Genomic DNA, 22,690 nt, shown 5'->3' with positions numbered 1-22,690 from the left:
CCCGCCTCACTCACGCCGACTTAGCACCGCCGTGCGCTACTTCTTCGAGCGCGCCTTGGTCGCCCGCGCCGACACCTGAGCGAACGCCGCCTTCGTCCCTTCCGCGTTCGCAACGAATGGCATGGCGTTGACCGGCGCGATGCCGATGCTGCCCGCCTCCGCGAAGGCGTCCTGGTTGGCAGCGAGGAACTGGAATCCCCAGCCATACTTCGACTGCTGGTGCTCGATCATCGACTTGACGCGGTCGCGGGTGTAGTCGCTCGACGCGTTCTCCAAGCCGTCGGTGAGGATGCAGACGAGCACCGTGCCTGGGCGCTCAGCCTCAGGCGTCTCGGCCAGCCGCGCACCCACGTCGTCGATGGTGCGGCCGACGGCGTCGAGGAGGGCCGTATTGCCGCGCGGGACGAACGTCTCGGTGGTGAGCGGGTCGACGGACTCGATGGGCGCGGCGTTGTGGACGAGGCCGTACTCGTGGTTGAAGAAGACGAGCGTGAGGCGGGCGTCGCCCTCGCCCTGCTTCTGCGAATCGAGGAAGGCGTTGAAGCCGCCGATGGCATCGTCGCGGATGGACTGCATCGAGCCGGAGCGGTCGATGACGCAGACGAGTTCGGTGAGGGCGTTATTCATGGTCGAGACGGGTTGGTGAGGGAGGTCGCATTCATGAACGCGCGGGCGGAAGCATTCGGGGCGCACGAGACGGCGGGGGGACTGCAACGTGCGCTCGTTCTGCGCGTTGGGAGGCCGTACCTTTCGCGCCCCTGTTTTCCCCGATACGATTTCGTCCATGTCGTTCGCCCAGCCCATCCCCGCTGCCCCAGCCACCCTGCCCGACGAACGCGGGCGCTTCGGTGCCTTCGGCGGCGCGTTCGTCCCCGAAATCCTCGTCCCGGCTCTCGAAGCGCTCAAGGCCGCCTATGCCGAAGCGCAGGCCGATCCGGCGTTCCAGGCGGAGTACCACGCGCTGCTCCGGGAGTATGTAGGCCGCCCGACGGCGCTCACGCTCGCACCCCGCCTCGCCGAGCGTGTGGCTGGGCCAAAGGGCGCGCCGAAGATCTACCTCAAGCGCGAGGACCTCTGCCACACCGGCGCGCACAAGATCAACAACACCATCGGGCAGATCCTGCTCGCGCGGCGCATGGGCAAGCGGCGCATCATCGCCGAGACGGGCGCCGGGCAGCATGGCGTGGCGACGGCTACCGTCTGCGCCAAGTTCGGCATGCCGTGCATCGTCTACATGGGCGCGGAGGACATCGAGCGGCAGCGGCTCAACGTGCTGCGGATGCAGCTCCTCGGCGCAGAGGTGCGCCCGGCGACAAGCGGCTCGCAGACGCTCAAGGACGCCACCAACGAGGCCATCCGCGACTGGGTGCAGGACCCCGACAACACGTTCTACATCATCGGCTCGGTCGTCGGCCCGCATCCGTACCCGATGATGGTGCGCGACTTCCACTGCGTGATCGGCGAGGAGACGCGCGCGCAGCTCAAAGCGAAGGAGGGCCGCGAGGTGCCGGACGCCGTGGTCGCGTGCGTGGGCGGCGGCTCGAACGCGATGGGCATCTTCTACCCCTACTTGAACGACGACGTGCGCCTCGTCGGCGCTGAAGCGGCGGGCGAAGGCCTCGACGGCAAGCACGCCGCCACGCTCACGCTCGGCGAGCCGGGCATCCTCCACGGCGCGATGAGCTTGCTGCTGCAAGACGACGCTGGGCAGGTTCAACTCGCCCACAGCGTCTCCGCGGGCCTCGACTACCCCGGCGTTGGACCGGAGCACGCCTACCTCAAGACGTCGGGCCGCGTGGACTACCGCCCCGTCACCGACCGCGAGGCGCTCGACGGCGTAACGCTGCTTTCGGAGACAGAGGGCATCATCCCCGCGCTCGAAACCGCGCACGCCTTCGCCGTCCTCGCCGACGTGTGCGCCGACCTCGGCCCCGACGACCTCGTGGTCGTCAACTGCTCCGGCCGCGGCGACAAAGACATGGAGACGATCGCGGCGTACCTGTAGAACAAAACGAGAGGCGTTGCGACGCCGCTCTTCCTCAGCCTACAGGTTCGGAATCACGGGCACGAGGCCGTCCTCGGCCAGCTTCTCGTACACAAGCTCTGCGAGTCTGCTCCCAACGCCTTTGCTGCCTACGGTCATGGCGTTTTCCAGCGTGATCTCTGCCGTGGCGTGCCAGACGCGCTCCCTCGTTGCCATGTCGTGCAGGCTTGCGCTCACGGTGTGACTACGCTTGTTGTTGTAGCCTGTCGGAGGAAGGCCGCCATTAACTCCAGGTGCGCCGCTCGCAGTAGGCGGAGTCGCATTACTCCTCACGTATTCTCGCTGCTTCTCTTCGATAATGAGAATCTGCGTGGTGCCTTCGCTCGCGTCTCTGAACACGACGGGGAGGTCTTCCTGCGGCTCGTCCTGCAAAAAGACGACGCGGGGACGCACCGTGTATTCGATTTCCACGATTTGGAAGCGGTAGCCGAGTTCGTCTACCATTCCCTCAGCGACCTCCTCGGAGAAACCCACGAATCGGGTTTCGATGTGCAGCTTCTCCACGGCTGTCGCATAGTCCGCTGTTTTGCTGGATTCGATGTTCGAAGAGACGCAGCCGCTGAGCAGCAACAGTCCAAGTAGGGCAGTACGCATGGGTCTGGGCGGGTAAAAAAACGGCACCAAACTAATGCCAACACCCCAATGACGCAACCACCTACACGCGCGGTGCGCGCTTGGAGGCGGCCTTGAGCGAGGTACCGGTCGTCGCCATGCCCGCGTGGTGCATCTGGCGGTCGAGGATGTGGTAGAAGAGCGCCTTTTCCTGCTGCCGGACGACGGCCCGCTCGTGGGCCTCCTGCAGAATGATCGGGTAGCCGCCGCCCTTCTCGCACTGGTCGAGCACGACGGCGTGGATGAGATCGACCCACTCGGGCTGGTCGGCGACCCACGCGGGGATCTCCACGCGGGCGACTTCGCCTTCGAGCCGGACGTAGAACGCGCAGATGCGGTGCGGGCCGTACTCGTCGAGGATGTGCGAGCCGGACGCGAAGCAGCCGGAGCGCTCGCCCACGGCCAGCGTGTCCTCGATCACATGCCGGTCGAGCAACCCCGTCAGCGTGTCGGCGGCGGTGCTGCGCTCGGTCTCGCCGCAGTAGAAGCGCAGCAGGTTGACGAGTTCGTTGTTGCCCGGCTGCGAGACGTAGGAGCAAACCGGGAGGCCGTGCTCCAAGAAGGCATCGAGAACCTGGAGGTAGTCGCCGATGAGTTTCTGTTCGAGGCGGCGGTTTTTCATGCCGCGCACCATCCAACGGATGAGCGTGCCGTCGGCTATCGCCAGGATCGGGCGGGCCGAGCGCCGCGCCTCGTGCGCCGTCTGGAGGAGTTGTTCGAGTTCGAGTTGGTCGCGCAGCGCCGAGACCACCTCGGTGGTGAGGTCGTGGATCGCCGCCTCGCCGTCGTCGCCGCGGAGCGCGTCGAGGTCCTGGTCGCGGTAGCGGAGGCTCGGCGCGGCGCGCATCACGGGCGGCTCGGTGGTGCCGTACTGGAACGCGATGCAGCCGACGTTGAGCAGGTAGCACGCCGGCTCGATGTGGCGGTCGGGGTAAATCTGCGAGCCGTCGGTCGCCACCACGGTCACGAAATCGGGGCGCGGGCTGCACGCCTGCCCGACGCCGGGGTCCTCACGCAGGTTGGCAAGCAGGACCCGCCACCCGGCCCGCTGCGCGTCCTCCGACACCTGCTCCCACGAAGCCGCACACCCGGCCAGCGCCTCCCGCGCGTCGAGGCGCTGCCGAGCGTGCCGCTCCTCCGCCTCACGGCGGTAGCCCGCGAAGTCGCGAAACTGCCCGTGAAGCTGGTGGAAATCGAGCACGATGCGAAGTGAAAGGTTGGAAGTAGGAAGTGGCTCTCGGAAGCAGCGGCTGAAGTTACTCGTACCCCGACATCCTGGTCGAACCTTGTAGAGCGCTTCCGGTTTAGCACCGCTGTCTTCGTCCGGCGAGACGGTTGAACTGCTCCGACTTCTCACTTCCAACTTCCCCTTTCACGCTTCATTGACCTCCCTCTACGTCCATATTCCGTTCTGCGCGCGGCGATGCGTCTACTGCGACTTCTTCTTCACGACGACCGACAAGAACTACGGCGCGTTCGTGCAGGCGCTCAGCGTGGAGATCGAGGCCGTCGGCAAGAAGCATGGCCGCGGGCACGACGGAGAGCGCCTGCCGCTGCGGACGATCTACCTCGGCGGTGGGACGCCCTCGCTGCTGCCGCTGGACGAGGTCAAGACGATCCTCAACGCCGTCCACGCGCACTTCGACACAAGCCATGTCGAGGAAGTGACGTTTGAGGCCAACCCGGAAGACCTCGCGCCCACCGACGACCCCGCTGCGGGGCTCGACTACCTGCGCGGGCTCCGGGCGATGGGCGTCACGCGGCTCTCGCTCGGCGTGCAGTCGTTCTACGACGAGGACCTGGCGTTCATGAACCGCGTCCACGACGCCGAGCAAGCCGAGCGAGCCGTCGACCACGCGCTGGAGGCGTTCGAGAGCCTCTCCGTGGACTTCATCTTTGGCCTGCCGGAGCAGCCGTTCGAGCTGTGGGGCGCCAACCTGGAGAAAGCATTGCGCCTTGGCGTGCCGCACCTCTCGACCTACAGCCTCACCGTCGAGGAGCGGACGCCGCTGCACAAACAAGTCCAGCGCGGCTTCGTCGAACCCGTCGCCGACGAGGCCATGCGCGAGCGGTTTCTCTTCACGATCGACTACCTCACAGGCAAAGGCTACGACCACTACGAGGTCTGCTCGTTCGCCCTGCCACGGGACGGCGACGCCACGCACCGGAGCCTGCACAACCAGGCCTACTGGCGCCACCAGAACTACCTCGGCGTGGGCCCGAGCGCGCACAGCCTGTGGTGGCGCACCGGCTCGCTCGCCGACCGCTGGGCCAACGTGCGCAGCATGCGCCACTACCGCACGCTGCTCGACCTCCACGAGCTCCCCACTGACGAGATCGATACGCTCGACCTCGAATCGCTGGGCGACGAGTACGTCCTGCTGAGCCTCCGCCTCATGGACGAAGGCCTCGACCTCGACCATGCGCGGCACCGCTACGGGTTCGACCTCCAGACGTCGCGCCAGTCCGCCCTCGCCGACTTGCAGCGAGGCGGGCTCATCCGCCCCCTCGACGACGGACGTGTGCGGCTCACGAAGGAAGGCGCCGTCGTGGCCGACGCCGTGGCGCTCAAGCTGATCGGTGGCTGAGCGGCACGTTTGGCGCCCCCTCGTTCGTTGAGGCTTCGCGCTGCGGCGCCTCTTCGCGCCCGATCTTTATCCGCTGCTCTTCCGCATACCGATTCCAGACTGATGCTCCGCGTCTTCCCCGCCCTACTCCTGCTTGCCGCCCTCGTCCTCGCCGCCTGCGGTGGCGACGAGCCCGCACGCACCGAAGTGCCGCCCGGCGCGCTCATCCAGCAGCCCGACTCGATCCCGTTCACGAAGCACGGCGAGCTGCAGATCGTGCGGCCCGACGGACGCGTCATCGTAGACCTCGCCATCGAGATCGCCGACTCTGACTCGGCGACGCAGCGCGGCCTGATGCAGCGCAGCGGTCTCCCTGAGGATAGCGGCATGCTGTTCATCTTCCCCAACCCACGCCCGCTGAGCTTCTACATGGCCAACACACCGCTGTCGCTCGACATCATGTTCTTCAGTCCCGATTCGGTGTTCCTCAACGCGGCGACCTACACGCAACCGTTCTCGCCGGAAAACCTGACTTCGGAGGGCATCGGCCAGTTCGTGCTGGAGACCGAGGCCGGCTTCGTGGACCAGGTCGGCCTCACGCAGGGCGACCGGATCACCTGGACGCGTACGGACCGCTAGCCTCGCAGGTGGAACCGCTCGCAGACGCGGGCGAGGCGAGGTGTCATGAACCAGTCCGTATCGACCGCCTCGACCTCGGTCACGGTCATCGCGCCGAACCCGGTCTGCCGGTGCGCATCGAGGCAGGCTGCGAAACGCGCCGGATTGCGGAGCGGAGCGCGGTAGCGCGCTACGGTTGCGTGGGCGATGGCAACCTCGAACCGGTCGTCGAGCGCCTGCGCGAGCCCCGCGCGCTTGAGCGCGGCCTGGAGCGAAGCTCGGAGGTGGTCGAGCGCCTCGTCCGTCGGATAGCCCTGCAGCAGCACGGCGTCGCGTGACCCCGTCAGGCCCCAGCACACGAGCCCGAACGGCGGAGAGCGCCGCAAGACGGGCCGTACGGCGTCTAGGAAGTCGTCGCGGAGGGCGAGCAGGGGCTGCGCGTCGTCCTGCACCTGCACGAGGGACTGCACGGTGACATGCAGGCTCGCTTCGGGGTAGAGGTAGACGCCCGGCTCGTCGTTGGTCAGCGCGGTGAGCGCTGTCATCAGCGCTGAGCGCGGACCGGGCGCGATGCGGGCCGCCAGGGTCAGCCCTCGGCGCGTGTCCTCAACCTCGTCGCGCAGGTACGGATTGATCCGCGCCTGCCCAGCTGCCACAATTGGGCGTGCGTCCGCCCAAATGGCATCGTATCGGGCGCGAAGCCGCCGGTGCGGCTCCTGCATGGATGAGCGGCGCACGTGCACGGCGTTCGGCGCGGTCTGCAGCTAGAGCGAGAACGACTCACCGCAGGCACACGTGCGCATCGCCTGGGGGTTCTCGAAGTGGAAGCCACGGCCTTCGAGGCCGTCCGAGAAGTCGAGCGTCGAGCCCTCGAAGTAGAGGAAGCTCTTCAGATCGAAGATGATGCGGAGGCCGTAGGCGTTGAGCAGTTCGTCCTCGTCGCGGCGGGTGGTGTCCCATCCCATGTCGTAGGTCAGTCCCGAGCAGCCGCCCGGCACAACGGCTACGCGGAGGTAGACGGCGTCCGTGTCCACGCCTTCCTGGTCGGCGATGGCGCGGAGCTTGGCGGCAGCCCGGTCGGTGATCTGGATGGCAGCACCACCGGCAGAAGCGTGATCGAGGGCTGGACTGTCGAGGGTAGCAGACATGGGCCGGAGGGACGGTAGGTAGGACCGGTGTGCGGAGCGTGAGTTCGTGGGCTTTCCGAACGATTCGGGGTTTGCCCGGTTTCGTTGGCTCGGACCTCCCCCCTATCTTCGCTGGCCGTTTCGAACGATTTAGCACAGACCTAGGCGAGGGTATGCGCCTTCGATGAACCCAGGGGGAGACACGGTTGTGGGGGAACCCCTTACAGCCTCTCCGGTATCGCCACAGCCCTGACCGCCGCTTCTCATGTCCGGCTGGGAACCCTTCTGCGCGCACCCTTCTGCGTCCCACCCGCCGCGTCCTGGCGACGCTGCTTCCAGACCTGAACCCCAGGCGGCCCCAACCTCGGGCCTCCCCGGAATCTCGCCCCACCGCTATGAGCACCTACACCGAACACGATTTCTTCGAGGACGTCTCCCAAGAGGGCTACAAATACGGCTTCACTACAGAGGTTGAGTCCGAGAAAGCCCCCAAGGGTCTCTCGGAGGAGACGATCCACTTCATCTCCGACCAGAAGGGGGAACCCGACTGGCTGCGCGAAGAGCGCCTGAAGGCCTACCGCCACTTCGAGAAGATGCTCGCCGAGACCGACGGCGAGGTCCCAGACTGGGCGCTCCTGGAGATCCCCAACATCGACTTCCAGGACGCCTACTACTATGCCGCGCCCGGCAAGAAGCCGCGCTACGACTCCATCGACGACGTGCCGCCGGAGATCCTGGCTGACTTTGAGAAGCTCGGCATTCCGCTCCGCGAGCAGGCCACCCTGGCCGGCGTTGCCGTGGATGCCGTGATGGACTCCGTCTCTGTCGCGACCACGTTCAAGAAGGAGCTCGCCGAGCAGGGCATCATCTTCTGCTCGTTCTCCGAGGCTGTCGAAGAGCACCCGGAGCTCGTGCGGAAGTACATGGGCTCGGTGATCCCCTACACTGACAACCTCTTCGCCGCGCTCAACTCGGCCGTCTTCTCCGACGGGTCGTTCTGCTACATCCCGAAGGGCGTGCGCTGCCCGATGGAGCTCTCGACCTACTTCCGCATCAACGAGGCCAACACGGGCCAGTTCGAGCGCACGCTGCTCATCTGTGAGGAGGGCGGCTACGTCTCTTACCTCGAAGGCTGCACCGCCCCGATGCGCGACGAGAACCAGCTTCACGCTGCCATCGTCGAGATCATCGCCATGGACGACGCCGAGGTGAAGTACTCGACCGTCCAGAACTGGTACCCTGGCGACAAGGAAGGCAACGGCGGCATCTACAACTTCGTGACCAAGCGCGGCCTCTGCGAGGGGCGCAACTCCAAGATCACCTGGACGCAGCTTGAAACGGGCTCCGCGATCACGTGGAAGTACCCGTCGTGCATCCTCAAGGGCGACGGCTCCGTCGGCGAGTTCTACTCGGTGGCCTTCACGAAGGACTACCAGCAGGCCGACACGGGCACCAAGATGATCCATCTCGGCAAGGACACGCGCTCGACAATCATCTCGAAGGGGATCTCAGCCGGTAAGTCGAACAACACGTACCGCGGTCAGGTGAAGGTGCTCAAAGGCGCGAAGAACGCCCGCAACTTCTCGCAGTGCGACTCGCTGCTCATCGGCGACCGCTGCGGCGCACACACCTTCCCCTACATCGAGATCAACAACCGCACGGCGAAGGTCGAGCACGAAGCGACTACATCCAAAGTCGGCGAAGATCAGATGTTCTACTGCAAGGCACGCGGCCTCACCGAGCAGGATGCCCTCAACCTGATCGTGAACGGCTACGCCAAGGAGATCCTCCAGAAGCTCCCCATGGAGTTCGCCGTCGAAGCCCAGAAGCTCCTCTCCGTCCAACTCGAAGGCTCGGTCGGCTAGCGGCTACGCCGGCATGGAGGTGTGCACGTGTGGATGTGTGAACGCCCCGGTACGCACCCTCCGCCTTCACTTCTCCACCTCCTTTCTGACGACACCAGACCTATGCTGACCATCACCAACCTCCACGCCCGTGTCGAGGACAACGAGCACGAGATCCTCAAGGGCCTGAGCCTCGACATCAAGCCGGGCGAGGTCCACGCCATCATGGGCCCGAACGGCTCCGGCAAGAGCACCCTTGCTTCCATCCTCGCCGGCCACGAGGACTATGAGATCACGGAGGGCGCCATCGACTTTGACGGCGAGGACCTACTGGAGATGGATCCGGAGGAGCGCGCCCGCGAAGGTGTGTTCCTGGCGTTCCAGTACCCGGTGGAGCTACCCGGCGTGAGCGCGATGCAGTTCATGCGCGCGGCTGTCAACGCCAAGCGCGCACACCATGGCGAGGAGGAGCTCAGCGTGAGCGACTTTCTCAAGCTGATGCGCGAGAAGGCCGAGTTCGTGGGCCTCAACAGCAAGCTGGTCAGCCGCTCGGTCAACGAAGGCTTCTCCGGAGGCGAGAAGAAGAAGAATGAGATCTTCCAGATGGCCATGCTCGACCCGAAGCTCGCCATCCTCGACGAGACCGACTCCGGCCTCGACATCGACGCCCTCAAGGTGGTGTCGGACGGCGTGAACAAGCTGCGCTCGGAGAACCGTGCGTTCCTCCTCATCACGCACTACCAGCGGCTCTTGAATTACATCCAGCCAGACTACGTGCACGTCCTCGTCGACGGCCGCATCGTGAAGTCGGGCGGCAAGGAGCTCGCGCTCGAACTCGAAGAAAAGGGCTACGACTGGATCAAGCAGGAAGCCGCCGTTCCGGCCTAAGTGTGGATGTGTACAGGTGTGGACGTAAGAACGTCTGCCTGTGCGCCCCACACCCATACGTTCTCACTTCCAAACGTTCGCACCTCCGATGCAGCCCCCCGTCCTCTCCACCGCCCCGCCGTTCGTCGAGCGCGCTGTCGAAGCCTACGAGAAGGCCTACGCGCTCCGTGGCACCAACGGCACGCCCGACCGCGTGAAGGCGCTCCGCCGCCACGCCTTCGAGACGTTCAAAGCGCTCGGCCTACCCGGTCGGCGCTCCGTCCGCGCGATTCGCGAAGCGTACAAGTACACCAACGTTGAGCGCGCACTCCGCCACGGCTACGCGTTCCCGCACTTCACCGACGACACCCGCCTTGTCGGGGCCGACCTCGACCCGTTCCGCATCCCCGACCTCGACGCCTACACGGTGGTCGTCATCAACGGCGTCTACATCGAGGCGCTCTCCGACTGGGACGCGCTGCCTGACGGCGTCACGCTCGAAGGGCTCCGCGAGGCGTTCCACGACTACCCGGACCTCGTCGCCGAGCACTACGGCAAGCATCTCCAGATCGAGGACGACGCCTTCGCCGCGCTCAACACCGCGTTCGACCAAGACGGTGTCTTCGTGCACGTCCCGGAAGGCATTGAGCTAGAGAAGCCGATCCACATCATCTCGGTGCTCAACACCGACGACGATGCCGTCGTGCAGACGCGCCACCTGTTCGTCGTGGAAGCGCAGGCCAAGGCGACCATCATCGAGTCGCAGGTGAGCACCCGCTCCGGCGCCCAGACGCTCGGCAACTACGCCGTCGAGGCCTACGTCGCGGAGGAAGGCAACCTCGACCACTACCTCATCCAGGACGAGGGCGACGCCGCCTCGCAGATCCGCGCCAGCCAGTTCGTGCAGGAGACGCAGTCGTATTGCTCGACCATCACGGTGACGCTCGCGAGCCGCCTCGTGCGCAACAACCTCGCGCTGCTGCCCGGCGCCCCCTTCTGCGACACGCACCTGCTCGGCCTCTACGTGGCCCAGGGCAACGCGCAGGTTGACAACCACACGACGCTCGACCACGCCGCCGAGGACTGCGAGTCGAACGAGCTCTACAAGGGCATCCTCACGGACAAGGCGATGGGCGTCTTCAACGGCCGCGTGCTCGTGCGCCGCGACAGCCAGCGCATCAACGCCTACCAGCAGAGTGCGGCCGTGCTGCTGAGCGACAACGCGCGCAACTATGCCAAGCCCGAGTTGGAGATCTACGCCGACGACGTGAAGTGCTCGCACGGCTCCGCCACGGGCCAGCTCGACGCCGAGGCACTGTTCTACCTCCGCGCGCGCGGCATCGGCAAGCGCCAAGCCGAGGCGCTGCTACTGCAAGCCTTCGCAGGCGAGGTGCTCGAAGAGATCAAGGTCGAGCCGCTGAAGGACTACCTCCTCGACCGCGTGGAGACACGTCTGCACGCATAGCGACCGACCTGGCATGCAACACGGAAGCGGGAGTGGCTTGCAGGCTGCTCCCGCTTTTCGTTAGGACAAGGCCCAGTCACCCGGGAGAGCGGAGCGCGCCTCCATCAGTGCGAAGCCGAGCAGGTTCGCTCCGCGCCAGGACCGCAGGCTTGATGCCCTTGTGTCGTCCGCGGCCAAGCCAATGCCCCAGATGCGATCACGTGGGCTCGCTTCGACGAGGACCCGCCGATTTGTCCGACGGAGGAATTCACCGAGCGCTTTGTTCTGCTCAAACTTCGCCTGGTTGCCCCGCACGACGATGTCGAAGCGAGCGTCCTGCCAAGTAGGATCATCAAACCCGCGCACCTGCCGGCCCAGCTTCTTGGCCGCGCCTGGGTGAGGGGCGGTGATGATGCGTTGTCGCATGTCTTCATCGCCGAACAGCCGCGCTTTTTCGGCCATCATAAAGTGTTCAGCCGTTAGATATAGGTACCCATCAACGCTGAACGGCGCCGTGTACCACTGCGAGAGGCATGCTTTGCCTATTCGACCGTCGGACCGCGGCTTATGCCCCCAAAAGAAGAGGTACTTGAACCGCCTACCACGTTGCACGGCCTGCTGAATCTGGTCAAGGGTGGTTGGAAGTGGAGCCATAGCCTCACCATCTGGTTGCTGCACTTTCACTCGCAAGCACTACGCGTACGGCTCTGCTCGTCCGTGCACGCCCCCGACAGCGCGAATCACGGCCCAGCACTTCTTGCAAGTCACAGCCAATGCGTCCGTCGTGGCGATACCCTCTACCTCGGCGCGGTGTGCTGCCTCCACATCACGCGGGCTGCACGCGACCATACCTTCCCGGTTAAGGAAGTGGAGATCAAGTTTGGCTCGGTTGTTCGTTCGGCGCCAGGACGTCATGGTGAGTCGCAGTTGTGCGTGTCTCGGTGTGTAGCGATTCAGGTTTTCGGGCTGAACTCGTAGGTCCAAAAATCGTCGTCGCGCACGTAGCCGAGGTCGTTGTAGAGTGCCTGGGCTGCGTGGTTGGTGCGCTCCGTAGACAACTGGACGCCTGCGGCTCCTGTCTCAGCAGCAAATGCGTGCGCAGCCTCTATGAGCGCCCGAGCCACGCCCATTCGGCGTGCCGATGCGGCCACGAACAAGTCGTTCAGCACCCAAAGCCGCCGCATACGCACCGAGGAGAAGAAGGGGTAGAGTTGCGTGAAACCGACTGCTTCGCCCTGCTCGGCTGCTCTTGCGGTTAGGATGACCGACTCCTCCCCATCGAGCCGCGCTCGTAGAAACAGCCGTGCGCCATCCAGATCCGCGTCTTGGCGGTAGAACTGGCGGTAGGCGTCAAAGAGGCGAGCGAGGTCGTCCAGATCGGCGACCGAAGCCTGGCTGACCGAGAATTCCTGGGTAGGCGATGCAAGGTCCATGTGCGTGCTTGGGAGCGTTGCGGGCTTATGAGCCATAGTATAGGTGCCGCTCCTCCACAGATGGGCATCGAGCTCCACGGCGAGACACAACCCCGTGCCAATGCGCGTCCAGCAGACAAAAAACGGCTCCCACATACAGTGAGAGCCGTCTTGGCCAGTCGGGGTGACTGGATTTGAACCAGCGACCTCTTCGTCCCGAACGAAGCGCGCTACCGAGCTGCGCCACACCCCGATTAGAGTCAGAAAGCATACGACGCTCGCGGGCCAGCACCAAGTGAAAGCCGCGCAAAGCTAGCCCTGACTGCTCAGTTCGTGCAGATCGACCGCAGCATCTTGCGGCGGCGCGTCAGGTGCTCCTGCCACTCAACCTCCCCGATCTCGTCGTCGTCGCGGAAGTACGCCCAGCGCTCGACCCGATCCTGTTCGGCCTCTGGGAGCAGGTGCGCTACTCGCTTGAGCGTCGGCGTGAGTCCCATCTGATGCACAAACGTCACGGTAGCGCGGCCTTCGTTCTGGGTCCGCACCGCGAGCCAGTTGTCCCCGCAGACGTGGCACGAGTAGAACCGCGCGTCGGGCTCGTGCGCGAGCACTTCGTCGTCGATCTCGATTTCCTCGACGTCCATCGGCACGAGGCCGAACGCGCCGCAGGCTTTGCATTGGAGGCGTTCCATCGGAAGCGAATTAGTGGTCCGCACTCAACCCGCGCGGCTTGTCGTAGTTCGTGAACTCCAGACGCGGACCTACATCAGCCCCCGTTCGGCGAGCGAGGTCCACTGCCGCCCGGCGATGATGAGGTGATCGTGGACCGGCACGCCCATGAGCTTGCCCGCCTCGACGAGTTGCTTCGTGACGCGCACGTCCTCGCGGCTCGGCTCGGGGTTGCCTGACGGGTGGTTGTGAAGGCACACGAGCGCCGCGGCATTTTCGAGGATCGCTTTGCGGAAGACGGCGCGCGGCTCCACGATGGACGCGGCGAGTCCGCCCTCGCTGATGGTCGCATCGCCTGCGATCACGCCGGCCGTGTTGAGGAAGACCGTCACGAAGACCTCGCGCGGGAGATCGCGTAGGCGCGGCCCGTAGACGCGCGCCACGTCGGCGGGGCCGGTGACCTGCACGCGCTCGCCCGGCCCCTCGGCTTCCACGCGCCGTCCGATTTCGAACGCCGCCATGAGTTGCACGGCCTTCGCTGGACCGATGCCCGTCACGCGCTTGAGTTCGCGGAGGTCGCGCCGGGAGAGCTTGCCGAGCGAGCCGTAGGTCCGCACGAGCGCCTGCCCGAGTTGCACGGCGGAGAGGCTGCCCTCTCTCGTCCGCGTACCGTTGCCGAAGATGAGCCCGATGAGTTCGGCGTCGGAAAGCGCAGCGGCTCCGCGTTGCATCAGCTTCTCGCGGGGGCGCTCGTCCTCGGACCACTCGCGGATGGGGACGTGGTAGGCGATGGGCGGCTCGGCAGGCTGCATGAGGGTCTGGGCATGTGAGCGTCTGTGGGTCTGCGAGTAGACACGCCGCGACGGGAGACGTAACCCCGGCGTCATGCCTCTCAGGCGTAGCTTCTGACGCCACTCACCCAGCCCTTCTCCCCATGCGTGCTCCTCTCCTCCTCGCTGTCCTCGTAGGCCTTGTCGGCTGCGGCGGTTCCGACCTGCTCACGCCGTCGGATGCGCTCCGCACCGCCCAGGCGCTCCCCTCGGACTTCGCCTACCCCGCCCACGACACCGTGCGCGTGGCGACCTACAACGTCGAGAACTTCATCGACGCGTTCGACAACCCCTACATCGACAACGACCGGGAGGACGCGCCCGACCCCGACGCCGTCGCGGAGAAAGGGCGGCTCTTCGCTGAGGCCGTCCGCGCGCTCGACGCCGACGTGCTCTCGATCCAGGAGGTCGAGAGCGAGCAGCAGCTCAAGCTCCTCGCTGACGCGCTCTTCCCGGAGATGGGCTACCAGTTCTTCGCCTCGACGGAGAGCCCGAATTGGTACCAGAACGTGGTCGTGATGAGCCGCCTCCCGCTCGGGCCGCTGACGTCGTTCGCGGACGTGTGGACGCCCATCGAGGGCCAGACCAACGACGACGGCACGCCGGCATCGACAAGCCTCGTCAACCACCGCCTTTTTTCCGTCGAGGTGCGCGCACGGGAGGACTACACCTTCACGCTCGTCGCTGCGCACATGAAAGCGGGTCGGGGCGAGCGCAACGAAGGCTGGCGTCTCGGGCAGATTGACCTGCTCAACGCACACCTGGCGTCGCTCAGCCCCGAGGCGAACGTAATCGTAGCGGGCGACCTCAACCTGCTGCCTGACAGCCGCGAATATGCCCGCCTCACCGCAACGCCGACGATGGACACGCTGGCCGTGCGCCCCCTCCCCCTCGTCGATCCGCTGGCGACGCGACGCGCGCGGACGCCTGCGCTGACGTACACGCACCCGTCTGACGATCCCACGCGCCAACTCGACTACCTCCTCGTCAGCGGCACCATGCGCCGCGAACTCGTCCCCAACAGCACACAGGTCGCATTCCCGCTCGCCACAGAGACCCTACCGACCCTCAGCGACCACCTCCCTGTCATCGCGACGATTATTGCCCGGGAGTGAAGTCTTTTAACAAGCCAGCTTAATGAGCTATGCTAGTGTCACCCTGAACTCGGTTTAGAATCACTGACGACTAAAGGACTTCGGCACATCGCTGAGATGCTGAACCAAGTTCAGCATGACAAGATCGATCGTATGCCGACAGATCTTGCACTATCCGTCGAAAAGCGCCTGTGTGAGCTTCACGAACTCGGTCGGCGTGAGCGCTTCGGGACGGAGCGTCTGCATTGCCTCGGGGATCGCGCCGGGGACCTGCTTCGCGAGGGCTTTCAGGCTCGACCGGAGCATCTTGCGGCGCTGCCCGAACGCGGTCCGTACGACGTTCCGCAGCCGGTCCTCGTCTACATCGGGTTCTTCGATGTCGGAAAAATCGAGGGCGACGACAGCGCTGTCGACCTTCGGCGGCGGGCTGAACGCACCCGGCTTGACGGTGAAGAGGTACGATGGCCGCGCCCAGAGTTGGAGTTGCACGCTGAGGATCCCGTACGCCTTCGTCCCTGGCTCCGCAACAAGCCGCTCGGCGACTTCCTTCTGCATCATCACGACGGCCCGCCGCAGGTGCCGCCGTGCGCCGAGCAGCGCGAAGAGGATCGGCGAGGTGATGTAGTACGGCAGGTTGCCCACCACCGTCAGCCCGTGTTCACCAGCTCTCAGTTCGGCTGCCAGCGCAGCCCAGTCGGCGTCGAGTACGTCGGTGTGCCGTACGTCGAGGCCGGGCAGTTCAGCTTGCAGTACCTCGATGGCTCGCTCGTCTACTTCGAGGGCCACCAACCGGGCGAAGCGGTCCGCCAGCGGCTTCGTCAACGCACCGGTACCCGGTCCGATTTCCACGACGGGGTCATCCGGCTCCGCGTCCAACGCAGCCACGATGCGCGCGATGGCATGGCGATCGTGCAGGAAGTGTTGGCCGAGGCTTTTTTTGGGTCGCAGGTCAGAGGTCACAGGTCGAAGGTCAAGCAGCATCCAAGCTCGCAGACCTTCGACTTACGACCCTGGACCCGCAGCTATGCGTCTAGCGCGTCCGCTTGCGGCGGTTGCGGACGTAGTCCTCGAAGAGAAAGCCGCCGAGGTCGTCGAGGCTGGCGTAGTAGGCGCGGCCCTGGTTGACCTCCGTGAGGCGACGGACAAAGTCCTGGAGGTACGGGTCCTTGGCGATCATAAACGTGGTGATCGGGATGCGCTCGCGGCGGCAGACGGCGGCCTCGTCGAGCACCTTGTTCACGATCTTGCGGTCGAGGCCGAACGAGTTTTTGTAGAGTCGCCCCGCTTCGAAGTGCGCCGAGGGCTTGCCGTCGGTGATCATGAAGATCTGCTTGTTGCGGTTCTTGCGCCGCCGCAGGATCATCCGCGCGCGCTCCAGTCCGGCGCGTGTGTTGGTATGAAACGGGCCAACCTGGAGGTAGGGCAGGTCCTTCATCGCCACCTCCCACGCCTCGTTGCCGAACGCAACGATGTCGAGCGTGTCTTTCGGGTACTGCCGCGTGATGAGTTCGGCGAGCGCCATCGCCGTCTTGCGGGCGGGCGTGATGCGGTCCTCGCCGTAGAGCACCATCGAGTGCGAGAGGTCGATCATGAGGACCGTCGCCACGCTCGTGTGGTGGTCCGTCTCGTAGACCTGGAGGTCGTCCTCGTGGAGGTTGAAGTCGCCGAGGTTGCCGCTCATGCCGCTGCGGCGGAAGGCGTTCGAGAGAGTGCCAGTGATGTCGAGGTCGCGGAGGTCGTCGCCCCACTCGTAGCTGCGGGTCTCCGGCAGGCGCTCGGAGCCGCTTCCCATGTGCGGCGTCTTGTGGCCGCCGCGCCCCGACTTGCGGAGTTGCTTGAAGATCTCCTCCAGCGACCGCTCGCGCAGGCCGCGCTCGGTCTTCTTGGTGATCTGCGCCACGCCCGTCTGCTCGTCGCGCTCGATGTAGCCGCGGTTCTTCAGCTCCTCGATGAAGTCGCCGATGCCGAAGTCCTCGCCGTCGGTGAAGCCGTAGCGCTCGTCGAGCTGCGTGAGCCACTGGAGCGCCTCGTTGGCGTCGCCGCCCGTGTGGTAGAGGAGCTGCTGGAAGAGGTCGAGGAGTTTATCGAAGGCCGGGCGCTGGTCGCCATGCCGGGCCTCGTCCCACTCGGAATAGCGGAAGGTCATAGGGGCGTGGTCGCTTGTCCTTGGTGCCTAGTCCTTAGCCGAAAGCAGCCGCGCTGTTCCGCGCAGTCCTGTATTGCACACCAACAACCTGGAACGAACGACCAACGGCTACCCCCGATACGGGCGTTCCAGATAGCGACGGGCGCGGTCGCGGCTCGTGCCGACCTCGCGGAGGCGCAGGACGTCGCGGTAAGCGGCCTCGGCGCTTGGGCGGTCTCCGTTGGCGTCGTGGGCCATACCCTCGCGGAGGCGGCCGAGGACCACGAACGCGGAGGTCCCATCGCGCTGCTCAGCGACGTGGCGCAGGTCGGCGAAGTGGGTGAGCGCGCGGTCGTAGTTGCGGAGCCGCATCGCGCGCTGGGCGAGGTAGTAGTGCGCCTGCTCGGCGACGGAGTCGTTGTAGCCGGTCTGATTGCGCCGCACCTTGCCGAGGGCGTCGGTCCAGACCTCAGCGGCTTGGTCCCAGTGGCCGAACCGCGCGAGCACGCGGCCTTCGAGCGCGTGGAAGAAGGCGTTGTTCGGGTGTTGCTCGCGGAGAAACTCGGTGAACTGGAGCGTCTTCACGTAGTCGCGCTCGTAGAGGTAGTAGATCTGCAGCAGGAAGTACGCCGCCTCGGTCTGGATGTACGACCCGTGGCGGTACGTCCGGTGGAGGTTCGACAGGCCGCGCCCTTTGTCGCCGGGCGGAAACATCGCGGCGAAGGGCCGCGCGACGGCATGGCGCTCGGGGACGGCCACGGCGAAGTAGTCGTAGATGCCGATGCCGAAGAGGAAGTCCGGGTTGTCGGGCGACTGCTCGTTGACGCGGAGGACGTAGCGGAGGGCGCGCTGCCCGTCGCGTGCGGCGCGGAGGTAGTTCTTGCGGTTGGCGTGGTGGCGTCCTCGGAAGCCCAGCGCCGCGCCCTTGAAGAAGAGCGCGTCGAGGTTGTCGTCGTCGCGGCGGAGGAGGCGGTCGGCGCGGTCGATGGTGCGGTCCATCGCGGCCAGGAAGGCCGCGTCGTGCTCGGTCGAGCCGAGGTCGGCGAGGATGCGCCACCAGGGCACGAGACCTTCGAGGAACGGCACGACGGGGTGGTCGGGGTGCCGCCCGGCGAGAAAGCCAAAGGTGGCGGCCGCCTCGTCGTAGCGCATGTCGTAGAGCTCGGCGAGCCCGCGTTTGGCGTAGGCTTCGAAGAGGGGATCTTCGAGCAGCGATGGGTCCTGCGCGTGGAGACGCGGCGCGCCTGCGAACCCTGCGAGGAGCACGCACAGCGCGACGGAAACGGCGAGCGAAAAACGGCGCATGACGACGGTGTGGAGAAGGCCGAGGTGGTACAGGAGGGCTATGGGGCTGTTCCTACGCCCGACGGCGGGGGCTGGCACAGCAACGCCGCCCTCGTTACGGCGAGAGCGGCGCGGAAGGCCGAGGACACAGCGGTGGCGAGAGGGGGTCGCCGCCGCAGACGGCTCGGTCCTTCGGATCGGACAGCAGCGCTAGTCGAGGGCGCGGCGGTAGGCAGGCCGTGCCTCGGTGGCGACCGCGCGAGCTTGGTCGAGGTCGAGCGCCTGTGTAAGCGCTTGGTAGTCGGGCGCGGCGGTCGCGTTGCCAATCAGGCCGCTCTCACTGCCCGGAATCAGCACCACGCGTACGGTGAGCGCGGGCTGGTCTTCCCACGTCAGCGCCTCCGAGGCGAAGAGGTCGATGTAGAAGTTGCCGACTTCGTACGAGAAGCTGTACGTGAGCGTGTAGTCCACGTCGATGTCGTCGTCGGCCTGCTCGCCGAGCGTGAGGGGCAGCGCGGTCCAGGTGATCCCAGCGTCCTCGGCGCGGAGGAGCCCGCCGTCGGCATACGCAAGGACGACGCCGTAGTCGACGATGTCGAGCGTGAGATCGTCGACCTCGACCTGGGCGAATGCGCTGCGACCGTCTTCCGAAATCGCCAGGTCGCCCCCGTCGAAGGTGAACGTGAAGACGAGAACCTCGGCGTCTTGCCCGTCGCGCCCGTCGAAGCCGTCACGGCCAGGAGGGCCCGGCGGGCCGACGTCGCTGTTGACGGAATAGTCGCAGCCGACGAGGGCCAGCGCGAGGAACGGCAGCAAGAGCAAAGAGCGGGACGGACGAAGCAGAGGCATGACTTTCAGGATCGGGTGGCCAGGTGTGGGGCGGCTCGCTATATGGTCAGCCGCTCGGCCCCCAACCGAGGTAACACCTGCCCCGCCCTACCGCGTCCGGTGCTCGACCTCGCCGCTGGCGTGTCCGATCAGCACGTCCGTGGCCAGCCCGAGGAAGAGCCCGTGGTCCAGCACGCCCGGCATGTCGAGGAGCGCCCGGTCCAGAGCTGCCGAATCGGCAATGCCGTAGGCGAACGTCGCGTCGAGCACCCAGAGGCCCTGGTCGGTGACGATGGGGCCGTCCTTCTGCTGGCCGGCCCGCAGCCGCACCGTCGCGCCGAGGCGTTCGAGCGCTTGCGTCACCGGCGCGACTGCCATCGGCACCACCTCGATGGGCACCGGCATCTTCGTGCCGAGCCGCTCGACTTCCTTCGACGGGTCGATGAGCACCACGAACCGCTCGGCGAGCGACGCCACCACCTTCTCGCGGGTGTGCGCCGCCCCGCGCCCCTTGATGAGGTCGAGCGACGGGTCCACCTCGTCGGCACCGTCCAGGGCGATGTCGAGGGCGAGGCCGTTGGGTCCGTCGAGGTCGTCGAGCGTGGCGAGCGGGACGCCGTGCTGGCGCGCAAGGCGCTCCGCAGCGAACGACGTGGGCGTACCGACGATGCGGAGCCCGTCCTGGCGCACGCGGCGCCCCAGTTCGGCGATGGCGAAGGCCGTCGTGGAGCCCGTGCCCAGGCCGACCTGCATGCCGTCTTCGACGAGGGCAGCGGCGGCTTCGCCAGCGATGCGTTTGGCTTCGGCAGACATAGTCAGAAGTGCGAAGTGCGAAGTGCGAAGTGCGAAGTGCGAAGTGCGAAGTGCGAAGTGCGAAAAGGTGCTGGTGCGATGGGGATGGTGTCAAGCGTGCTGCGCGAAGCCGGTGGGAAGAGCATCGGAGGCGCGAAACGGACGACTACCCTCCCCGTTTCTCCCGTGTCTAGCCTTTCGTCTTGCCAGCCTCCGACCATGCTCCGCGCTCGCTTTCTTCTCGTGCTGCTCGCTCTCGTGCTGTCCGCATGCCGACAGGACGCGCCCACGGACGACTCCGGCCTCGGCGTGCTGGAGGACCTGTCGAGCGCGTCCTTCTCGCTCGTGGACCAGGACAGCGTGGCCGTCGACTTCCCGTCCGACTTCGAGGGCAAGCCGGTCGTCCTCGGCTTCATCTACACGTTCTGCCCCGACATTTGCCCGGCGACCACGGCCAACATGAAGGAGATCCGGCGGCAGCTCGGCAACCCACCCGACGTGCAGTTCGCCACCGTCACCTTTGACCCGGAGCGCGACACGCCGAGCGTGCTCAAGAACTACGCCCGCGCCTACGGCCTCGCAGACACCGACTGGACGTTCCTCACCGGCACGCCTGACGAGATCAGCCGCCTCATGGAGCGTATGCGCGTCCGCGTCGAGCGCTCGGACTCCACCGTCAACGAGGACGGCTCGGTGTTCTACTTCGTGAACCACACCGACCAGATTTCCCTCATCGACGAGTCCGAGCGGCTCCGCTTCAGCTACGGCGGCAGCAACACCCCGCCCGAAATCATCGTGGAGGACACCAACGCGCTTCGCTGAGGCGCGCCCGCTCGTAGCTTATCGTACTTGCTTGGTCTTCCCTGTTTCCTCTGTTGGTTATGCGCTACGCCCTGCTCGCACTCGCTCTCGTCTTCGCCGCCTGTGCCCAACCCGACCCTCCAGCCGATCCGGATCCCGAGCCTGTCGAGGCTGCTCCGCTGACCGTCGAGAACGCCTGGGCACGCCCTGCGGCAGCAGGCGGTAACTCCGCGCTCTACATCACCCTCGTCGGGGGCTCCGCGGCGGATACCCTCGTGAGCGCCGAGAGCGCTGCCGTGAACGTAGTCGAGATCCACGAGTCGTTCGAGACTGAGACGGGCACCATGGGGATGCGCCCTGTCGAGATGCTGGCGGTCCCCGCTGGCGAGTCTGTTGCGTTGGAGCCCGGCGGCTTCCACGTCATGCTGATCGACGCCGCGTCGGACCTCGTGGTGGGCAGCCAAGTCGCGGCGGTGCTCAACTTCGCGCAGACGGGGCCGATCTCGGTGATGGCGCAGATCTCGGAAACCGCGCCGGAGGGCATGATGGCTGACAGCCCTGACGCCGTGGACTCTGACGACGCAAGCCCTGGCGACGACGCCACCGAGTAACGCTACGCCGACGCGATGGACTGGCTGATCGCGGGCTTCGTGTTTGGCTTCGTGGGCAGCGTCCACTGCGTCGGTATGTGCGGGCCGCTCGCGCTCGCACTGCCCGGAGCGACCGCTGCCCGCGTGCGGTTCCTCGCCGGGCGCGTGCTCTACAATCTCGGCCGTGCGACCACCTACGCGGCCCTCGGCGCGGCTCTCGGCGCGCTCGGTGCCGTGGTGGCGTTTGCCGGGTGGCAGCGCTGGCTCGCGTTCGGGCTCGGCGTGACGCTGGTGCTGCTCGCCTTCGTGCCGGTGCTGCGCCGTGCCCTCGGCGGCGTCGAAGGCTACACCGCACGGTGGCTCGGCCCCCTGCTGGCGCAGGTCGGTCCGCTGTATCAGCGCGGCGGACTCGCGTCGCTCTACGCCGTGGGCCTCCTGAACGGATTGCTCCCATGCGGCTTCGTCTACGCGGCCCTCGCCACGGCCATCGCATCGGGAACGGTTGCAGGCGGCGCGGGCTTTATGGCCGCGTTCGGCCTCGGCACGCTCCCGGCAATGCTGGCGCTCAGCGTGGCTGGCCGGCGCATGAGCGCGCGCTGGCGGACGCGCCTGGCACGCTGGGCGCCCCTAGGCCTCGCCATCGTGGGCGTGCTGCTGATTCTGCGCGGGCTCTCCCTCGGGCTGTTCCTCAGCCCCGATGTGCGCGCGGCACTGTTCACGCCCGAGGTATGCCGGTTTCTTCCCTTCGTGGACCCTGTTCGATAGACGGCGTTGTGTTGAGGCGTCAGGCTTCGCGCTGGCGTAGCTTGCGCGCTGCGTAGCCCGCACCGGCTAAGGCCAGCAATCCTAGCCCCCCGTCGACGGGCACCTGCGTGGGATTGCCCGGCAGCGTCGGGACAGCTTCCAACGGCTGCTCATCGAACGACGGCGACTCGTCGACTGATGGCGGAGCCGGTGGCAGAGCTGATGGCGGAGGCAGCGGTGCAGCCCAGTCTGGCAGGCTCTGAGCGCCCACAGGAGCGGCGATCATGAGGGCAGCCAGTAGTACGGTCTGTCGAAGCATGGCGGTGTGCGGAGCCGTGGTGGGATAGGTGTGGTGGCGCTAGAGGGAACACGGCAGCACAGCAGACGACGTACGGAAG

At 66.1% G+C, this 22,690-nt stretch carries 25 protein-coding genes and 1 tRNA gene; 10 read left to right on the top strand and 16 right to left on the bottom strand.

Annotated features, from left to right (window positions below):
- Positions 1–36: 36 nt before the first annotated feature.
- A complete protein-coding gene (locus tag AAFU51_07195; protein ID MEO1571038.1) occupies positions 37–627 on the bottom strand; it encodes a vWA domain-containing protein in 591 nt (196 codons plus the stop codon).
- A 157-nt stretch (positions 628–784) separates the two neighbouring features.
- On the opposite strand from AAFU51_07195, the gene trpB reads away from it, so the two are divergent.
- Positions 785–2,005 (top strand): tryptophan synthase subunit beta, encoded by a 1,221-nt coding sequence (gene trpB / locus AAFU51_07190; protein ID MEO1571037.1) that lies wholly within the window; start codon positions 785–787, stop codon positions 2,003–2,005.
- A 39-nt stretch (positions 2,006–2,044) separates the two neighbouring features.
- Here the strand turns inward: trpB and AAFU51_07185 are convergent, their stop codons facing one another.
- Together AAFU51_07185 and AAFU51_07180 are read right to left on the bottom strand one after the other, a co-directional pair.
- Complete coding sequence (locus tag AAFU51_07185) at positions 2,045–2,638, bottom strand: hypothetical protein (GenBank protein ID MEO1571036.1); 594 nt, start codon at positions 2,636–2,638, stop codon at positions 2,045–2,047.
- A 61-nt stretch (positions 2,639–2,699) separates the two neighbouring features.
- Positions 2,700–3,857, bottom strand: coding sequence for a DNA double-strand break repair nuclease NurA (locus AAFU51_07180; GenBank protein MEO1571035.1), 1,158 nt, complete (start codon positions 3,855–3,857; stop codon positions 2,700–2,702).
- A gap of 181 nt (positions 3,858–4,038) precedes the next feature.
- Here AAFU51_07180 and hemW point away from each other — a divergent pair, with 181 nt between their 5' ends.
- A complete protein-coding gene (gene hemW / locus AAFU51_07175) occupies positions 4,039–5,244 on the top strand; it encodes a radical SAM family heme chaperone HemW (protein ID MEO1571034.1) in 1,206 nt (401 codons plus the stop codon).
- A 102-nt stretch (positions 5,245–5,346) separates the two neighbouring features.
- The gene (locus AAFU51_07170; GenBank protein ID MEO1571033.1) at positions 5,347–5,862 is read left to right on the top strand and encodes a DUF192 domain-containing protein; all 516 of its coding nucleotides are present in this window, start codon (positions 5,347–5,349) and stop codon (positions 5,860–5,862) included.
- Here AAFU51_07170 and AAFU51_07165 read toward each other — a convergent pair.
- A complete protein-coding gene (locus AAFU51_07165) occupies positions 5,859–6,578 on the bottom strand; it encodes a 2'-5' RNA ligase family protein (protein MEO1571032.1) in 720 nt (239 codons plus the stop codon). The genes AAFU51_07170 and AAFU51_07165 overlap by 4 nt on opposite strands.
- A gap of 27 nt (positions 6,579–6,605) precedes the next feature.
- Positions 6,606–6,989, bottom strand: coding sequence for an iron-sulfur cluster assembly accessory protein (locus AAFU51_07160; GenBank protein ID MEO1571031.1), 384 nt, complete (start codon positions 6,987–6,989; stop codon positions 6,606–6,608).
- Between the two features lie 374 nt (positions 6,990–7,363).
- Between AAFU51_07160 and sufB the strand changes: the two genes are divergently transcribed.
- The 3 genes from sufB to sufD all read left to right on the top strand — a co-directional run bounded on the left by sufB (position 7,364) and on the right by sufD (position 11,144).
- The gene (gene sufB, locus AAFU51_07155; protein ID MEO1571030.1) at positions 7,364–8,833 is read left to right on the top strand and encodes a Fe-S cluster assembly protein SufB; all 1,470 of its coding nucleotides are present in this window, start codon (positions 7,364–7,366) and stop codon (positions 8,831–8,833) included.
- A gap of 102 nt (positions 8,834–8,935) precedes the next feature.
- Positions 8,936–9,700 carry a Fe-S cluster assembly ATPase SufC gene (gene sufC / locus AAFU51_07150; GenBank protein ID MEO1571029.1) on the top strand — a complete coding sequence of 255 codons (765 nt, stop codon included), beginning with the start codon at positions 8,936–8,938 and terminating at the stop codon, positions 9,698–9,700.
- Between the two features lie 88 nt (positions 9,701–9,788).
- Positions 9,789–11,144, top strand: a complete 1,356-nt coding sequence (gene sufD, locus AAFU51_07145) for a Fe-S cluster assembly protein SufD (GenBank protein ID MEO1571028.1) — start codon at positions 9,789–9,791, stop codon at positions 11,142–11,144.
- 60 nt (positions 11,145–11,204) lie between these two features.
- Here sufD and AAFU51_07140 read toward each other — a convergent pair whose 3' ends face one another.
- The 5 genes from AAFU51_07140 to radC all read right to left on the bottom strand — a co-directional run bounded on the left by AAFU51_07140 (position 11,205) and on the right by radC (position 14,016).
- Entirely contained in the window at positions 11,205–11,777 is a 573-nt protein-coding gene (locus AAFU51_07140; protein MEO1571027.1) for an NADAR family protein, read from the bottom strand.
- 299 nt (positions 11,778–12,076) lie between these two features.
- Positions 12,077–12,556, bottom strand: coding sequence for a GNAT family N-acetyltransferase (locus AAFU51_07135; protein MEO1571026.1), 480 nt, complete (start codon positions 12,554–12,556; stop codon positions 12,077–12,079).
- Between the two features lie 158 nt (positions 12,557–12,714).
- Positions 12,715–12,788 (bottom strand) — tRNA-Pro (locus tag AAFU51_07130).
- A 73-nt stretch (positions 12,789–12,861) separates the two neighbouring features.
- On the bottom strand, positions 12,862–13,227 hold the full coding sequence (locus AAFU51_07125; protein MEO1571025.1) for a hypothetical protein: 366 nt from the start codon (positions 13,225–13,227) through the stop codon (positions 12,862–12,864).
- A gap of 69 nt (positions 13,228–13,296) precedes the next feature.
- Positions 13,297–14,016: a DNA repair protein RadC gene (gene radC, locus AAFU51_07120; protein ID MEO1571024.1), complete on the bottom strand. Its 720-nt coding sequence runs from the start codon at positions 14,014–14,016 to the stop codon at positions 13,297–13,299.
- Between the two features lie 122 nt (positions 14,017–14,138).
- Between radC and AAFU51_07115 the strand changes: the two genes are divergently transcribed.
- Complete coding sequence (locus tag AAFU51_07115) at positions 14,139–15,149, top strand: endonuclease/exonuclease/phosphatase family protein (protein ID MEO1571023.1); 1,011 nt, start codon at positions 14,139–14,141, stop codon at positions 15,147–15,149.
- Between the two features lie 150 nt (positions 15,150–15,299).
- On the opposite strand, the gene rsmA is transcribed toward AAFU51_07115, so the two are convergent.
- From rsmA to rpiA, 5 genes are all read right to left on the bottom strand, one after another.
- Complete coding sequence (gene rsmA, locus AAFU51_07110; protein ID MEO1571022.1) at positions 15,300–16,088, bottom strand: 16S rRNA (adenine(1518)-N(6)/adenine(1519)-N(6))-dimethyltransferase RsmA; 789 nt, start codon at positions 16,086–16,088, stop codon at positions 15,300–15,302.
- A gap of 70 nt (positions 16,089–16,158) precedes the next feature.
- Complete coding sequence (locus AAFU51_07105; protein MEO1571021.1) at positions 16,159–17,274, bottom strand: VWA domain-containing protein; 1,116 nt, start codon at positions 17,272–17,274, stop codon at positions 16,159–16,161.
- 108 nt (positions 17,275–17,382) lie between these two features.
- Positions 17,383–18,558 carry a hypothetical protein gene (locus AAFU51_07100; GenBank protein MEO1571020.1) on the bottom strand — a complete coding sequence of 392 codons (1,176 nt, stop codon included), beginning with the start codon at positions 18,556–18,558 and terminating at the stop codon, positions 17,383–17,385.
- A gap of 189 nt (positions 18,559–18,747) precedes the next feature.
- Positions 18,748–19,386: a hypothetical protein gene (locus tag AAFU51_07095; GenBank protein MEO1571019.1), complete on the bottom strand. Its 639-nt coding sequence runs from the start codon at positions 19,384–19,386 to the stop codon at positions 18,748–18,750.
- 87 nt (positions 19,387–19,473) lie between these two features.
- A complete protein-coding gene (gene rpiA / locus AAFU51_07090) occupies positions 19,474–20,178 on the bottom strand; it encodes a ribose-5-phosphate isomerase RpiA (GenBank protein MEO1571018.1) in 705 nt (234 codons plus the stop codon).
- Positions 20,179–20,376: 198 nt separating this feature from the next.
- On the opposite strand from rpiA, the gene AAFU51_07085 reads away from it, so the two are divergent.
- Genes AAFU51_07085 through AAFU51_07075 form a run of 3 tightly spaced genes read left to right on the top strand, consistent with a single transcriptional unit; the run spans position 20,377 to position 22,313 of the window.
- Entirely contained in the window at positions 20,377–20,979 is a 603-nt protein-coding gene (locus AAFU51_07085) for an SCO family protein (protein ID MEO1571017.1), read from the top strand.
- Positions 20,980–21,038: 59 nt separating this feature from the next.
- Positions 21,039–21,569, top strand: a complete 531-nt coding sequence (locus tag AAFU51_07080) for a copper chaperone PCu(A)C (GenBank protein MEO1571016.1) — start codon at positions 21,039–21,041, stop codon at positions 21,567–21,569.
- A gap of 15 nt (positions 21,570–21,584) precedes the next feature.
- Positions 21,585–22,313 (top strand): sulfite exporter TauE/SafE family protein, encoded by a 729-nt coding sequence (locus tag AAFU51_07075; GenBank protein ID MEO1571015.1) that lies wholly within the window; start codon positions 21,585–21,587, stop codon positions 22,311–22,313.
- A 19-nt stretch (positions 22,314–22,332) separates the two neighbouring features.
- Here AAFU51_07075 and AAFU51_07070 read toward each other — a convergent pair whose 3' ends face one another.
- Positions 22,333–22,611, bottom strand: coding sequence for a hypothetical protein (locus AAFU51_07070; GenBank protein ID MEO1571014.1), 279 nt, complete (start codon positions 22,609–22,611; stop codon positions 22,333–22,335).
- Positions 22,612–22,690 lie beyond the last annotated feature (79 nt).

It is taken from the genome of Bacteroidota bacterium (genome assembly GCA_039821555.1).
Taxonomy (GTDB): domain Bacteria; phylum Bacteroidota; class Rhodothermia; order Rhodothermales; family Rubricoccaceae; genus JBCBEX01.
This window is presented reverse-complemented; position numbering and strand designations above follow the sequence as displayed.